The organism is Rhizobium sp. P2_G2 (assembly GCF_056403555.1).
Genome location: NZ_JBFUFF010000067.1, coordinates 14,997 through 28,208 on the forward strand (window position 1 = coordinate 14,997; position 13,212 = coordinate 28,208).

Sequence of the window (13,212 nt, forward strand, 5' to 3'; positions counted from 1 at the left end):
TTCACATGGCTGACCAAGGCAATCTCAGCGGTCATCATGCGCTCGTCACCGGTGCCGGCTCCGGCATCGGTGCCGCCATCGCCCGTGCCCTGGTGCGGGCTGGTGCGAATGTGACTCTGGCCGGCAGGCGCCGCGAGCCACTGGAGGAACTGGCCGGATCGTTGGACACCGACCAGGCACTTGTCGTCGATGGATTTGACGTGACCGATGCGACAGCGATTGCCACTGGGCTCACGAAGGCACGTACGAAATTCGGGCCGGTGACGATCCTCGTCAACAATGCAGGTGAAGCGCCGAGTGCGCCTTTCGAAAAGACGACGCTCGACATGTGGTCGCATGTGCTGTTGGTCGACCTGACCGGCGTCTTCCAGGTGACACAGGCGGTGCTGCCTGATCTCAAGGCACATGGCGAAGGCGCGCGGATCATCAATATCGCCTCGACGGCCGGCCTGACCGGCTATGCCTATGTCTCGGCCTATTGCGCCGCCAAGCACGGCGTCATCGGCCTCACGCGGGCGCTGGCGATGGAACTGGCAAAGAAGGGCGTCACCGTCAACGCCGTCTGCCCCGGCTTCACCGACACGCCGATCATCGCCCGTTCCATCGACACAATCATCGCCAAGACGGGACGGACGCCGGAAGAGGCGCTTGCCGAATTCACCAAGGCCAATCCGCAGGGGCGGCTCGTTTCGCCCGAGGAAGTCGCAAACACGGTTCTGTGGCTGGCGTCTCCGGGCGCCGGCTCGATCAATGGACAGGCGATCGCGGTCGCCGGTGGGGAGGTCATGGCGGGATGAGCGAACAGGCATCGATGCAGGGACATCTGAAACCTTTCCGTGACTATCAGGCCAAACACTTCCTCTGGGAGGTGAGCGACGACGGCCGCGTCGCGACACTCACCTTGAACCGCCCCGAACGCAAGAATCCGCTGACCTTTGAAAGCTATGCCGAGCTGCGCGACCTGTTCCGCGATCTGCACTACGCCTCGGATGTCCGCACAATCGTGCTCACCGGCGCCGGCGGCAATTTCTCCTCCGGCGGCGATGTGTTCGAGATCATCGAGCCCCTTACCCGGATGAAGATGCCCGATCTCCTCGCCTTCACCCGTATGACCGGCGATGTCGTCAAGGCAATGCGCAAATGCCCGCAGCAGATCATTGCCGCCATCGACGGTATCTGTGTCGGCGCCGGCGCCATCCTGGCCATGGCTTCCGACATGCGGCTGGCGACGCTCGAAGCCAAGACTGCCTTCCTGTTCACCCGCGTTGGCCTTGCCGGCGCAGACATGGGCGCCTGTGGAATCCTGCCGCGCATCATCGGCCAGGGCCGCGCCTCGGAACTGCTTTACACCGGGCGTTCGATGTCGGCGGCCGAGGGCGAGCGCTGGGGCTTCTTCAACGCGCTGCATCCACAGGCCGAGCTCCTGCCTGCTGCAACGACGCTGGCGCATTCGCTCGCCGATGGTCCATGGTTCGCACATGGCATCACCAAGACGATGATGAATCAGGAATGGGCCATGGGCATCGATGAGATGATCGAGTCGGAAGCCCAGGCGCAGGCGATCTGCATGGCCACCGGTGATTTCCGCCGTGCCTTCGAGGCGTTTGCCGCCATACAGAAACCGGCATTCGAGGGCAATTGATGACCTCGCTCCCCGGCCCCACCCGCGAACATCTCGACTGGCCGTTCTTCGATGCCAGCCATAAGGCATTCGCGGAAAAGCTCGATGCCTTTGCCGCCTCCGGCGTCCTCGCTTCCGTCGATCATCACGATGTCGACAAGGCCTGTCGCCAATTGGTGACACTGCTCGGCGAAGCTGGGCTGCTGGGCGTGGCGACCGGCAATGCCGGCCAGACGGTCATTGATTCCCGTTCGGTTTGCCTGGCGCGCGAGACGCTCGCCTGGCATGACGGATTGGCCGATTTCGCCTTCGCCATGCAGGGCCTGGGCACGGGCGCGATCGGCCTTTCCGGATCGGCGGACCTAAAGGCCACGGTGCTGCCGAAGGTGACCTCTGGTGAATGGCTGTCCGCGTTCGCATTGTCGGAAAAGGAGGCCGGCTCGGATGTCGCTGCCATGGCCTGTGCTGCCCGCGCCGACGGTGACTCTTATGTCCTCGACGGCGAAAAGACCTGGATTTCCAATGGCGGCATCGCCGACGTCTACACCGTCTTCGCCCGCACCGGTGAGGCGCCGGGCACGCGCGGCATTTCCGCCTTCGTCGTGCTCGCTGATGATCCCGGCTTCTCGATCGCCGAGCGGATCGAGGTGATCGCCCCGCATCCGCTGGCGACGATCCGCTTCGACAATTGCCGCATTCCGGCATCGCGGCGGCTCGGCGCCCCCGGCGAAGGTTTCAAGATCGCTATGCGCACCCTCGACATCTTCCGCGCCTCGGTCGCTGCCGCGTCGCTCGGCTTCGGCCGCCGCGCATTGGATGAGGCGCTGCAACACGCCCGGACACGAAAAATGTTCGGCGCGACGCTGGGCGATCTGCAACTGACGCAAGCAGCTTTGGGTGACATGGCGACCGGTCTCGATGCCGCGGCGCTTCTGACTTATCGCGCTGCCTGGCGCCGCGACGTACAGAAACTGTCGACCACCAAGGAAGCCGCGATGGCCAAGATGACGGCCACCGAGACGGCGCAGGCCGTCATCGACCGCGCCGTACAGATGTTCGGCGGCCGTGGCGTCAAGAGCGGCGAGATGACTGAAAAGCTCTATCGCGAAATCCGGGCGCTGCGTATCTATGAAGGCGCCACCGAGGTGCAGAAACTGATCGTGGCGCGCGAACTGATGAAGGGAGCGGGCTGATGTTCAAGGCAACGCGCCCTCTTCGCTTTGGCGATTGCGACCCCTCGGGGATCGCCTATTACCCGTCCTATCTGCGCATTCTCGACAGCGTGGCCGAGGACTTCTTCCTCTCTTTCGGCGGCGAGCGCGCGGAAATGATCCGCGATCGGCGCATGGGCACGCCGACCGTCACGCTCGACCTCACTTTCGTGAAACCCGGCTTTCATGGCGACGAGCTCGACTTCGAAGTCCGCGTCCGCGCCATCGGCCGGTCCTCCGTCGACCTGGACTATAAAGTGTCTGCCCGTGGCGACACGCTCTGGACGGCGAAGCAGCGGCTGGTCGCGACCTCGCTCGACACACACAAGGCGCAAGCCTGGCCGGATGATTTCCGCGCCGCATTGACCAACCATCTGGAGACCGATGATGCACACAATCCTGCAACCTGAAGGCTGGGCCAAGCCGATCGGCTATGCCAATGGCGTCGAGGCCCGCGGCCGTCTGGTGTTCGTCGGCGGCCAGGTCGGCTGGAACGGCCAATGCGAATTCGAGACCGACGATTTCGCCGGCCAGGTCCGCCAGACGCTGAAGAATATTGTCGCGGTGCTACAGGAGGCCGGGGCCGAGCCGAAGCACATCACCTCGATGACCTGGTATTTCACCGACCGGGCCGAATATCTCGCGAGCCTCAAGTCGATCGGCCAGGTCTATCGCGAAGTCATTGGCCGGCATTTCCCGGCCATGGCGGCGATGCAGGTGGTGGCGCTGGTGGAAGAGCGGGCCAAGATCGAAATCCAGGCGACTGCCGTTGTCCCCGACGAGTGACATCGATGCGTGATCACGACAGGCTGGAATTCTCGCCGCGCGTCTTCGGCAGCAAGCAAGACGCAACATTGGTGGTCACGATCGACAATCCGCCGGTCAATGCGACGTCGGCGGACGTGCGCCGCGGTCTGATGGCTGCAATTGAACACGCGTCGGCTGATGCCTCGATCTATCATGTCGTCTTGACAGGCGCAGGAAAAATTTTTATCGGCGGCGCCGATATTTCAGAATTCGGCAAGCCACCGGCCGAGCCGACGCTGCCGGCCGTGATCGACGCGATCGAAGGTTCGGCCAAGCCGATCATCGCCGCCATCAACGGTGCGGCGCTCGGTGGCGGTCTGGAACTGGCGCTCGGTTGCCATCTTCGTCTCGCCGCATCGGGTGCGAGCCTGGCCTTTCCCGAGGTGAAACTGGGTATTGTTCCGGGTGCCGGTGGCACGCAGCGCCTGCCGCGCCTCGCCGGTCTTTCGGCGGCCCTCGACATGATAGGCACTGGCCGCAGCGTCAAGGCAGTCGAGGCTCTGGCTCTGGGCATCGTCGATGCCGTTTCCGACGATCCTGCGGCCGACGCATTGGCGAAAATCAAATCCGGCGAAGCGATTTCACTGCGCAGGACGGGTGAACTTGCCATTTCGGCCGAATCCGCCGATAAAATCGAAACGGCTGCCGCGAAGATCCGCTCTCGCGCCAAGGGCCAGGCCGCTCCTCTCGAAGCCATGCGCCTGGTGCTGGCTTCGGCAAGTCTCAATTTCCGCGATGGCTTAGCCGACGAACGACATACGTTTATCCGGCTAAGAGAGTCCGCCGAAGCTGCTGCACTCCGCTACGTCTTCTTTGCCGAGCGTGAGGCCGCCAAGGTCGACGGACTGAAAGACGTCACGCCGCGTCCTGTCACCAAGATCGGCATTGTCGGCACCGGCCTGATGGGCTCCGGGATCGCCGTGGCGGCATTGGATGCAGGCTATCAGGTCATCGGCATCGAGCAGACCGACGAAGCAGCCCAAAAGGGGCTGGAGCGCATCATCGGCCTTCTCGAGCGCAACCTGAAATCCGGCCGCATCGACGAGGCCGGGCTTTCAGCGCGCTTGGCTCGGCTTTCTGTCAGCGGTGATTTCCATAAACTGGCGGAAGCCGACTTGGTGATTGAAGCGGTGTTCGACGATATGACCGTCAAGACCGAGCTTTTCCGCAAGCTCGACGGCATCGTCCGGCCGGACGCGATTCTTGCCACCAACACATCCTATCTCGATCCGGACCAGATTGCTGCGGCGACGGCCCATCCGGAACGCGTGCTCGGCCTGCACTTTTTTTCGCCGGCAAATATCATGCGCCTCATGGAGGTGGTGCGTTGCGCCAAAACTGCGCCGGATGTGCTGGCAACCGGGCTCGCCGTCGCCAAGAAGCTCGGCAAGCTGGCGATCGTTTCCGGCGTCACGGAAGGTTTCATCGGCAACAGCATTTTTTCGGCCTATCGGCGAGAAGCTGAATTCCTGGTCGAGGACGGCGCCTCCCCGGCCGAAATCGATGCCGCGATGGAAGGTTTCGGCATGGCCATGGGGCCGTTCGCAGTTTTCGACATGGCCGGGCTCGAAATCGCCTGGGCGCGGCGCAAGCGCCAGGCAGCGACGCGCGATCCTGCCGAGCGCTATGTCGACATCGCCGACCGGCTCTGCGAAGCCGGCCGCTTCGGTCAGAAAAGCGGTCGCGGCTGGTACAGTTATGAGAGCGGCAAGCGCGAGGTCGATCCGGAGGTCACGGCGATGATCGAAGCATCTCGATCCGTCAAGGGCGTCGTTGCGCGTGCCTTTAGCAAGCAAGAGATCGTCGATCGCCTGCTGGCGGCGATGGCTGCCGAAGGTCGGAAACTCCTCGCATCCGGGATTGCTGCTCGCGCCGGCGACATCGATCTCGTGCTGATCAACGGCTATGGTTTTCCGGCGCATAAGGGCGGGCCGATGTATCTGGCAGACATCCGCCCCGCAGGGGCGTGACACGCCTTTTCGGGCCTGCTCAGTCCTTCTGAACCACCGGATCCTTGTAATAGAATCTGAAATAGGCCTGCACCTTGGCCACCGCATTGGTGGAAGGATCGAATTCAACGCCGATCCGTCCCTTGCGCTGCCAACGGATCCGGCCCTCCAGAAAGCAGAATTCCAGGCATTCGATGCGAACGGTCGTGCCCTCCACCCCCAGGAAATGACCTTGTGTGTCGATCGCAGCGCCCCTGACCGAGATGTCGTGGATGCGGCCAGGCGTTTCGGTGCCCAAATACCGGATCATCACCGGCAAGGCGGACCGCCTGCGAACTGCGTTTCTGCGCTGCTTCTGCTGTGACTGCTTGGGTTCGCTGCCGAGATCCATCGAGGAAGGTTCCGCCGTTCTACAAGAGCACAATGCGGAACAAAAATTGCTTTTCGCCAAGGTTTTTCGAGAGACTTTGATGGATCTCAGTTTAATCAGGCGGATCTCCGTTGCTGCGCGTCGAACACGGCCGGAGTCCTGCTTGATGTACCTTGATCGGCGGTACTTATGACGATGCTGGAAACCTTGACTTGCGCGTGTTTTTTCCCGAGAAGGACGCTCCGCAGCGTTCCTGCATGCGATCTTTTCAAACAGGGCAATAAAGGGCGTAGGAAGCTGGTTCGATGCGACAAGTTCAGAATAATTTTCACACCGTTCTCTTTCGAGATATCAACCATCTTCTGACGGCGCGAGAAAGATTGCGGACCACGACTCCCGGGCGGAGGCTGAAAATCCTTTCGTTTGGCTGTTCCGTCGGCGAAGAGGTGGTCACGCTGCGTTACCTCTTCCCTGAGGACGAAATCTTCGGCTGCGACATCAACCCGGCGCTGATCGAAACCAGTGAGCGGGCCGTTGGCTCGGTCGCGACTGTTTTTGCATCGTCCGAAGAGGAGATCGCAGCGCGCGGTCCGTTTGATCTCATTCTCGCCTCTGCGGTGCTCTGCGTCTTTCCGGCGCCGGCGGACATAGAAGCTGTATTCCCGGTGTCGCGCTTCGATGAAATGATAAAACTGCTGAGCGACAATCTGGTAGCCGGCGGCCTTCTGGTCCTGACCAATGCCGCCTATCGCTTTGCCGAATGCCCGCACGCGGCCGGGTTCACCACCATCCGATCGGACATTGTGGATACCGCTGGCTATGTCGATGTTTACTCGCGCAAACATCGTCCGTATCTCAAAAGAGCGAGCCTTGCGGGTGCGAGCCTCTATTCCCGGCGCGGCCGGTTCACGCCGCGTGATGACGAAGACTATGCCGACAGCATTTTCGAGAAGAAGATCGGTCCTGATAGCCCCAGCGTGGTGTCTCTCAGGCTTGCGGAACCGCCCGCAGATATTACCCCTCTGATGCAGCACACCAGATTGAACACCGATTTCCTCGATCGGCCGATGCCGGAGAGGCCCATTGTGGTCACCCAGCTGTATGAACTGTGCCGCGTGAATGGTACCGATATTCACGGCTACCGCCTGACCGTGGGATGGACATCACTGGTCGGAGAAGGTTCCTACTGGCGCCCGCCGATCTGGCGGGAAATTCCGTCCCTGGACCACCTTATCGCGATCCGATAGAATCAAAATTCCAGAGGGAAAGCCGCCGACCGAGGCCGCCCAGGTTTCGGCCGGGGCGTTGGATAACGGCAAATGGCGGTACCCCTACGATACCCCTTTGATACCGGTATCGAACCGGTATGAAACACAGAGACACAGACAGAGACCCAGACTGAAACGGGAGACCGGAGACTGGAAACTTAAAACTAAACAAAGACAAAAACTTGAGACCCCGATTCTTCAATCAACGCCTGCTTGGCCGAACCGTTGCCTGGCTCTGGAGAGGAAACATGTCGATAGGCTGGAGCAAATATCTTGTCTCCAGATTTGGTCCCAAGAAGAGGAGAAATGGCGCGAGTGACGGGGCTCGAACCCGCGACCTCCGGCGTGACAGGCCGGCACTCTAACCGACTGAGCTACACCCGCGCATTGCTGGGCAGGAAACCTTTTCGAAGAAGTGGCGCGAGTGACGGGGCTCGAACCCGCGACCTCCGGCGTGACAGGCCGGCACTCTAACCAACTGAGCTACACCCGCATTCCATTCTTCGAAGCACGTCTCCATGCTTGTGAGCGGCTTCCTACGGTCTCGGGTCCCAAGTGTCAAGCCGCTTTTATGACAATTTGCCACAAGCCCCGGATTTTCGCCGGAACCTGCCTCCAGCCTATTGTTTTTGCTAGGATTTCGCAGTGCCGCGCCGCGAAATGCGATGTTAATTTCCGCCGAGCTTTGCGACGACATCCCCGGTATGTGCGCCAAGCCGTGGTGCACCAGCATCAAGTTCGAGTTCGGATTCGGAAAACCGGATCGGCGTGCGGATGCCGGGGATTCCTTCCGGCTCGATACGCATCGCCCGATGCAGAAATTGCGGATCCGCGAAGACATCGGCAACGCTGTTGATCGGGCCGGCCGGCACGCCGTCCTTTTCCAGTGCCGCCAGCAGATCGTCGCGCTTCCAGGCGTGTGTCTTGGCTTCCATGGACTCTGTCAGTACGGTGCGATTTTCAACCCGGGCAGCATTGGTCTTGAAGCGCGGGTCATCTGCGAGCTCGGCAAGTCCGAGAATCGTCACCAAGCGGCCGAACTGGGAATCATTGCCGCAGGCAACGATCAGGTGTCCGTCAGCCACTGGAAACGTCTGGTAGGGCGCGATGTTCGGATGGGCATTGCCTAGCCGTTTCGGCACTTTGCCGGAGGCAAGGAAATTCATTGCCTGATTGGCGAGCACGCCGGTCATGCAGTCGAACAACGCTATGTCGATCTGCTGGCCGCGTCCGGTTTTTTCGCGTGCAATCAGCGCCGACTGGATGGCGATCACCGAATAGAGGCCGGTGAAAATGTCGGCGAAAGCGACGCCGATCTTTTGCGGTTCGCGATCCGGTTCGCCGGTCAGGTCCATGATGCCGCCCATGCCCTGGATCATGAAGTCGTAGCCGGCACGCGCCGCATAGGGCCCGTCCTGGCCGAAGCCGGTGATCGAGCAATAGATCAGCCGCGGATTGACCTCTTTCAGGCTGTCATAGTCGAGGCCGTATTTCTTCAATCCGCCCAGCTTGAAATTCTCGATCAGGACGTCGGATTGCGCGGCGAGCTTCAGCACCAGCGCCCTGCCCTCCTCGGTGCCGAAATCGGCGATCACCGAGCGCTTGCCGCGGTTCGTGGCATGGAAATAGGCGGCGGACTTTTCGCCGTTTTTCTCGATATAGGGCGGTCCCCACTTGCGGGTATCGTCACCCTCCGGGCTTTCCACCTTGATCACCTCGGCGCCGAGATCGGCCAGCGTCTGGCCGCACCAGGGGCCGGCGAGGATACGAGCGAGTTCCAAAACCTTGATGCCGGCGAGCGGGCTTTTGTCTGACATGATGGTTTCCTGCAATGCGATTGCCCGGAAGATGGCGCGCATGGGCGGGCGACGCAAACCAAATTTACGCCGCCGGTCATCAGCAAAGGGAATATCAGGCGCCGGTATCGAGCTTCAGCGAGATCTTGTCGGCGGAAAACACGCTGCGTGAATATTGGATCGGCCGTCCCTGGAGATCGGCATTGATCGACTGCGCCACCAGCACGACGCTGCCTGGGGACAGTTTGAGATGGCCTGCCTCCTGCGCCGTGGCAATGCGGGCCGTGACCTCGGTCGAGACACGCACATAGTCCGGCACGCCCTGGGCTGCAAAAGCCCTGGTCACCGAGTGGTGATGGCCAACGAGCTCTGCCATTCCGGGAAAACGCGCCTTGTCGAAATGCGAAACCGCGGTCGACACTGGCTGGCCGTCGGCGGAACCCACAGTCCTCAGTCTCAACACTGGTGCGCCAACGACAAGCTTCAAGGCATCGGCGATCTCGGGTGTTGCCTCGATTTCTTCCGACGAGATGAGCGTGATACCCATTTCGGCCGCCTGTTTGCCGAGGCCTTCGGAAAAGCGAGTCCGCCGGCCGATCGGGAAGACGAATTTCTCCCGTTTCTCAATGAGTGTGCCGCGCCCTTGCACGCGCTTCAGCAGGCCTTCATCTGCAAGCGAGGCGATGGCGCTGCGCACAGTATGCCGGTTGACGCCGAATTTTTCGGCCAGCACGGTTTCGGGCGGCACCATGCCGGTGTCGTCGAACTCGCCCGAGGCGATCGAACGGCTGATCTGGTCGGCGATCTGCTTCCAGGCCGAAATGCCACTGTTCCGGTCAATGGTGAAAACGTCGTTCATGTCACATGCCTGTCACTTTTGGGGCTTACCAGAAGCGATATGTCTAGTTATATAGACAAATAGACATCCTGAGTCAAAAAGATAGTAGCGTAAAGACCGATCTGAACGACGATACGACCGAGGTGGAGACGATGCCGATCGAAAGACCTGCAAGCGACGGCCAGGACAAGCGCCGCCGGACCATGGAACTGCTGGCGAAAGCTGAAGACGCACTGCTGATTGCCGCCTGGGAAGCGCTGGCCGACAAGCCCGAAGTCACCCGCGTGCGCGGACCGGAAACCGGCCTGGTGATGCTGCGTGGCCGCATTGGCGGCGGCGGCTCGCCTTTCAATCTCGGTGAAGCGACGGTCAGCCGCGCCACCGTGCGGTTAGGCACGGGCGAAATCGGTCATGGCCAGACGCTCGGCCTGTCGCGGCGCAAGGCGGAACTCGCCGCGATCTTCGACGCGCTGGCGCAACGCCCGGAGCATGGCGAGACGATCGAGACATTACTTGATGGCATCGAAACCTCGCTGGCTGAACGAGATGCCGAACGCGAACGCCAGACAGCTGCAACGAAGGTGGATTTCTTCACCATGGTGCGGGGAGAAGACTGATGGCATCGCAAAACGCAATCTATGCCGGCGGCTTCGAACAGCCTGTGTTCCAGTCGCAATCGGTGTTCAAGGCGATGATGGACGGCATGGCCCGGCCGGGCACGATCCAGGCGATCGAGCAGGGCGCCGCCCCGCCCGTCCCCATGGGTGCCGGCGCCGGTGCGATCGCGCTGACGCTCTGCGACCACGATACCCCAGTCTATCTCTGCCGCTCGCTTGTCGATGCCGGCCTTCCCGGCTGGCTCGCTTTTCAGACCGGCGCATTGGTGACCGACGACCGCACCGAGGCGCAGTTCGCCTTTTTCGACAAGTCGGCGCCACTGCCGCCGCTCTCGACCTTTGCGGCCGGCACGCAGGAATATCCGGATCGCTCGACCACGATCATCCTCGAAATGCCCGCCTTCACCGGCGGCCAGGATTTCATCCTCGCCGGCCCCGGCATCCAGGAATCGACCACGATCAACGTTGTTGGCCTGCCCGGTCCCTTCGAAGACTTGTGGAAGGAAAACAATGGGCATTATCCGCGCGGCGTCGACCTCGTGCTCGTCGCCGGTCTGGAAATGATCTGCCTGCCGCGCACGGTGCGCGTCCGCAAGGGAGGAAACTGACATGTATGTAGCTGTCAAAGGCGGCGAAGCAGCCATTGCCAACGCCCACCGGCTGCTCGCCGACAAGCGCCGCGGCGATCGCACACTGCCGTCGATCACCATCGAGCAGATCATGGAACAGCTGGCGCTGGCCGTCGACCGCGTCATGGCCGAGGGCTCGCTCTATGACCGCGATCTCGCCGCCATCGCCTTGAAGCAGGCCCGCGGCGACATGATCGAGGCGATCTTCATCCTCCGCGCCCACCGCACGACACTGCCCCGCTTCGGCTATTCCAAGCCGATCGACACGGCCAAGATGCTGGTGGCGCGCCGGGTTTCGGCAACCTACAAGGACCTGCCGGGCGGCCAGCTGCTCGGCCCCACCTTCGACTACACCCATCGCCTGATCGATCCGTCACTGGCTGGTGATGGCGAGCCTGACATGCCGCTTGAAAAGGAAGCGACCGGCGAGCGCGTCATGCGCGTCTCCGAGATCCTGGCGCATGAAAACCTCATCGAAGACGACGGCAAGATGCCCGCCGGCCACCTGACCGGCGACATTACCCGCACGCCGCTCGAATTCCCCATGGAACGGGATTCTCGCTTGCAGGCGCTCGCCCGCGGTGACGAAGGTTTTCTCCTCTCGCTCGGCTATTCGACTCAGCGCGGCTATTCCCGCACTCATCCTTTCGTCGGCGAAATCCGCATCGGCGAGGTCGAAGTCGAGATCGACGTGCCGGAACTCGGTTTTTCGGTCTCCGTCGGCCGCATCCAGGTGACCGAATGCCAGATGGTCACCCAGTTCAAGGGCTCGGCCAAGCAGCCGCCGCAGTTTACCCGCGGCTATGGCCTGGTCTTCGGCCAGAGCGAGCGCAAGGCCATGGCCATGTCGCTTGTCGACCGTGCGCTCCGCGCCCGCGAATTCCAGGAAGATGTCGTCGCGCCGGCCCAGGACGAGGAATTCGTCATTTCGCACTCCGACAATGTCCAGGCGACGGGCTTCGTCGAGCATCTGAAACTGCCCCACTACGTCGACTTCCAGGCTGAACTCGATCTCGTACGGCGCATGCGCGCGGACTACCAGGCCAACCGAAACGCCGTGTCCGACGAACAGAAGGAAGCTGCGGAATGAATAGTCTTGCAGACAAGCTCGGCATCGATGAAGCCGCGACACCCTACAATTTCGCCTATCTCGATGAACAGACGAAGCGGATGATCCGCCGCGCAATCCTGAAGGCCATTGCTATCCCGGGCTATCAGGTGCCCTTCGCTAGCCGCGAAATGCCTATGCCGTATGGCTGGGGCACCGGCGGCGTGCAGGTGACGGCAGCGATCATCGGCCCCGACGACGTGCTCAAGGTCATCGACCAGGGCGCCGACGACACGACCAACGCCGTCTCCATCCGCGCCTTTTTCCAGAAGGTCGCCAATGTCAAGGTCACGACCAAGACCAGCGAAGCAACGATCATCCAGACTCGCCACCGTGTGCCGGAAGAAATGCTCGTTGCCGGCCAGACGCTGGTCTACCAGGTGCCGATCCCGGAGCCCTTGCGCTATCTCGAGCCGCGCGAGACTGAGACGCGGAAAATGCATGCGCTGGAAGAATACGGCCTCATGCATGTGAAACTCTACGAGGACATCGCCAAGAACGGCGAGATCGCCACGACCTATGCCTATCCGGTGAAGATCGAGGGCCGCTATGTCATGGATCCCTCGCCGATCCCGAAATTCGACAATCCGAAAATGCACATGTCTGAGGCGTTGCAGCTGTTCGGCGCCGGTCGCGAGAAGCGCATCTATGCGGTGCCGCCCTATACCCACGTGGTGAGCCTCGATTTCGAGGATTATCCCTTCACCATCCAGTCGTTCAAGAAGCCTTGCGCGCTCTGCGGCGCCCGCAATGTCTATCTCGACGAAGTGGTGCTCGACGACAAGGGCAAGCGGATGTTCGTCTGCTCCGACACCGATCATTGCGAAACCCGCCGGGCCGAGGGCCATGTCGGCGAACAGAGTGAACTGGAGGCGGCGGAATGATGGCGGTTGTGGCTCACCCCCCTCTGCCCTGCCGGGCATCTCCCCCTCAAGGGGGGAGATTGGCAGGAGGCACCGACATTGCCTCAAATCAGTCCCGAGCACCGCGCAAACACC

14 protein-coding genes and 2 tRNA genes are annotated in these 13,212 nt (G+C 61.6%); 11 read left to right on the forward strand and 5 right to left on the reverse strand.

The features are described 5' to 3' along the window. Window positions 1-5: 5 nt before the first annotated feature. The 6 genes from AC1D06_RS30280 to AC1D06_RS30305 are packed head-to-tail and all read left to right on the forward strand — an operon-like array spanning window position 6 to window position 5,609. Entirely contained in the window at window positions 6-797 is a 792-nt protein-coding gene (locus AC1D06_RS30280) for an SDR family NAD(P)-dependent oxidoreductase (RefSeq protein WP_477989659.1), read from the forward strand. After that, on the forward strand, window positions 794-1,642 hold the full coding sequence (locus AC1D06_RS30285; RefSeq protein WP_477989660.1) for an enoyl-CoA hydratase family protein: 849 nt from the start codon (window positions 794-796) through the stop codon (window positions 1,640-1,642). The genes AC1D06_RS30280 and AC1D06_RS30285 overlap by 4 nt, the downstream gene beginning before the upstream one ends. Next, window positions 1,642-2,814, forward strand: a complete 1,173-nt coding sequence (locus AC1D06_RS30290) for an acyl-CoA dehydrogenase family protein (RefSeq protein WP_477989662.1) — start codon at window positions 1,642-1,644, stop codon at window positions 2,812-2,814. Before AC1D06_RS30285 ends, AC1D06_RS30290 begins: the two co-directional genes overlap by 1 nt. Then, window positions 2,811-3,242, forward strand: coding sequence for an acyl-CoA thioesterase (locus tag AC1D06_RS30295; protein ID WP_477989692.1), 432 nt, complete (start codon window positions 2,811-2,813; stop codon window positions 3,240-3,242). The genes AC1D06_RS30290 and AC1D06_RS30295 overlap by 4 nt, the downstream gene beginning before the upstream one ends. Continuing rightward, the gene (locus AC1D06_RS30300) at window positions 3,220-3,618 is read left to right on the forward strand and encodes a RidA family protein (RefSeq protein WP_477989664.1); all 399 of its coding nucleotides are present in this window, start codon (window positions 3,220-3,222) and stop codon (window positions 3,616-3,618) included. Before AC1D06_RS30295 ends, AC1D06_RS30300 begins: the two co-directional genes overlap by 23 nt. 5 nt (window positions 3,619-3,623) lie before the next feature. Further along, window positions 3,624-5,609: a 3-hydroxyacyl-CoA dehydrogenase NAD-binding domain-containing protein gene (locus tag AC1D06_RS30305; RefSeq protein WP_477989667.1), complete on the forward strand. Its 1,986-nt coding sequence runs from the start codon at window positions 3,624-3,626 to the stop codon at window positions 5,607-5,609. A gap of 19 nt (window positions 5,610-5,628) precedes the next feature. Here AC1D06_RS30305 and AC1D06_RS30310 read toward each other — a convergent pair whose 3' ends face one another. After that, on the reverse strand, window positions 5,629-5,979 hold the full coding sequence (locus tag AC1D06_RS30310; protein ID WP_477989669.1) for a PilZ domain-containing protein: 351 nt from the start codon (window positions 5,977-5,979) through the stop codon (window positions 5,629-5,631). Window positions 5,980-6,263: 284 nt separating this feature from the next. Between AC1D06_RS30310 and AC1D06_RS30315 the strand changes: the two genes are divergently transcribed. Continuing rightward, window positions 6,264-7,205, forward strand: a complete 942-nt coding sequence (locus tag AC1D06_RS30315; protein ID WP_477989671.1) for a methyltransferase domain-containing protein — start codon at window positions 6,264-6,266, stop codon at window positions 7,203-7,205. 328 nt (window positions 7,206-7,533) lie between these two features. Here AC1D06_RS30315 and AC1D06_RS30320 read toward each other — a convergent pair. The 4 genes from AC1D06_RS30320 to phnF form a co-directional block, all read right to left on the reverse strand. Next, window positions 7,534-7,610: transfer RNA gene (locus tag AC1D06_RS30320), tRNA-Asp, on the reverse strand. A 32-nt stretch (window positions 7,611-7,642) separates the two neighbouring features. Further along, window positions 7,643-7,719: transfer RNA gene (locus AC1D06_RS30325), tRNA-Asp, on the reverse strand. Between the two features lie 175 nt (window positions 7,720-7,894). Next, window positions 7,895-9,043 (reverse strand): CaiB/BaiF CoA transferase family protein, encoded by a 1,149-nt coding sequence (locus AC1D06_RS30330; RefSeq protein WP_477989673.1) that lies wholly within the window; start codon window positions 9,041-9,043, stop codon window positions 7,895-7,897. A gap of 94 nt (window positions 9,044-9,137) precedes the next feature. Beyond that, window positions 9,138-9,881 carry a phosphonate metabolism transcriptional regulator PhnF gene (phnF, locus tag AC1D06_RS30335; RefSeq protein WP_477989675.1) on the reverse strand — a complete coding sequence of 248 codons (744 nt, stop codon included), beginning with the start codon at window positions 9,879-9,881 and terminating at the stop codon, window positions 9,138-9,140. A gap of 131 nt (window positions 9,882-10,012) precedes the next feature. On the opposite strand from phnF, the gene phnG reads away from it, so the two are divergent. The 4 genes from phnG to AC1D06_RS30355 are packed head-to-tail and all read left to right on the forward strand — an operon-like array spanning window position 10,013 to window position 13,098. Then, window positions 10,013-10,477 carry a phosphonate C-P lyase system protein PhnG gene (phnG, locus tag AC1D06_RS30340; protein WP_477989676.1) on the forward strand — a complete coding sequence of 155 codons (465 nt, stop codon included), beginning with the start codon at window positions 10,013-10,015 and terminating at the stop codon, window positions 10,475-10,477. Further along, window positions 10,477-11,085 carry a phosphonate C-P lyase system protein PhnH gene (phnH, locus tag AC1D06_RS30345; protein WP_477989677.1) on the forward strand — a complete coding sequence of 203 codons (609 nt, stop codon included), beginning with the start codon at window positions 10,477-10,479 and terminating at the stop codon, window positions 11,083-11,085. Before phnG ends, phnH begins: the two co-directional genes overlap by 1 nt. Window position 11,086: 1 nt before the next feature. Beyond that, complete coding sequence (locus AC1D06_RS30350) at window positions 11,087-12,196, forward strand: carbon-phosphorus lyase complex subunit (RefSeq protein ID WP_477989678.1); 1,110 nt, start codon at window positions 11,087-11,089, stop codon at window positions 12,194-12,196. Next, a complete protein-coding gene (locus AC1D06_RS30355; protein WP_477989679.1) occupies window positions 12,193-13,098 on the forward strand; it encodes an alpha-D-ribose 1-methylphosphonate 5-phosphate C-P-lyase PhnJ in 906 nt (301 codons plus the stop codon). Before AC1D06_RS30350 ends, AC1D06_RS30355 begins: the two co-directional genes overlap by 4 nt. Window positions 13,099-13,212: the final 114 nt, after the last annotated feature.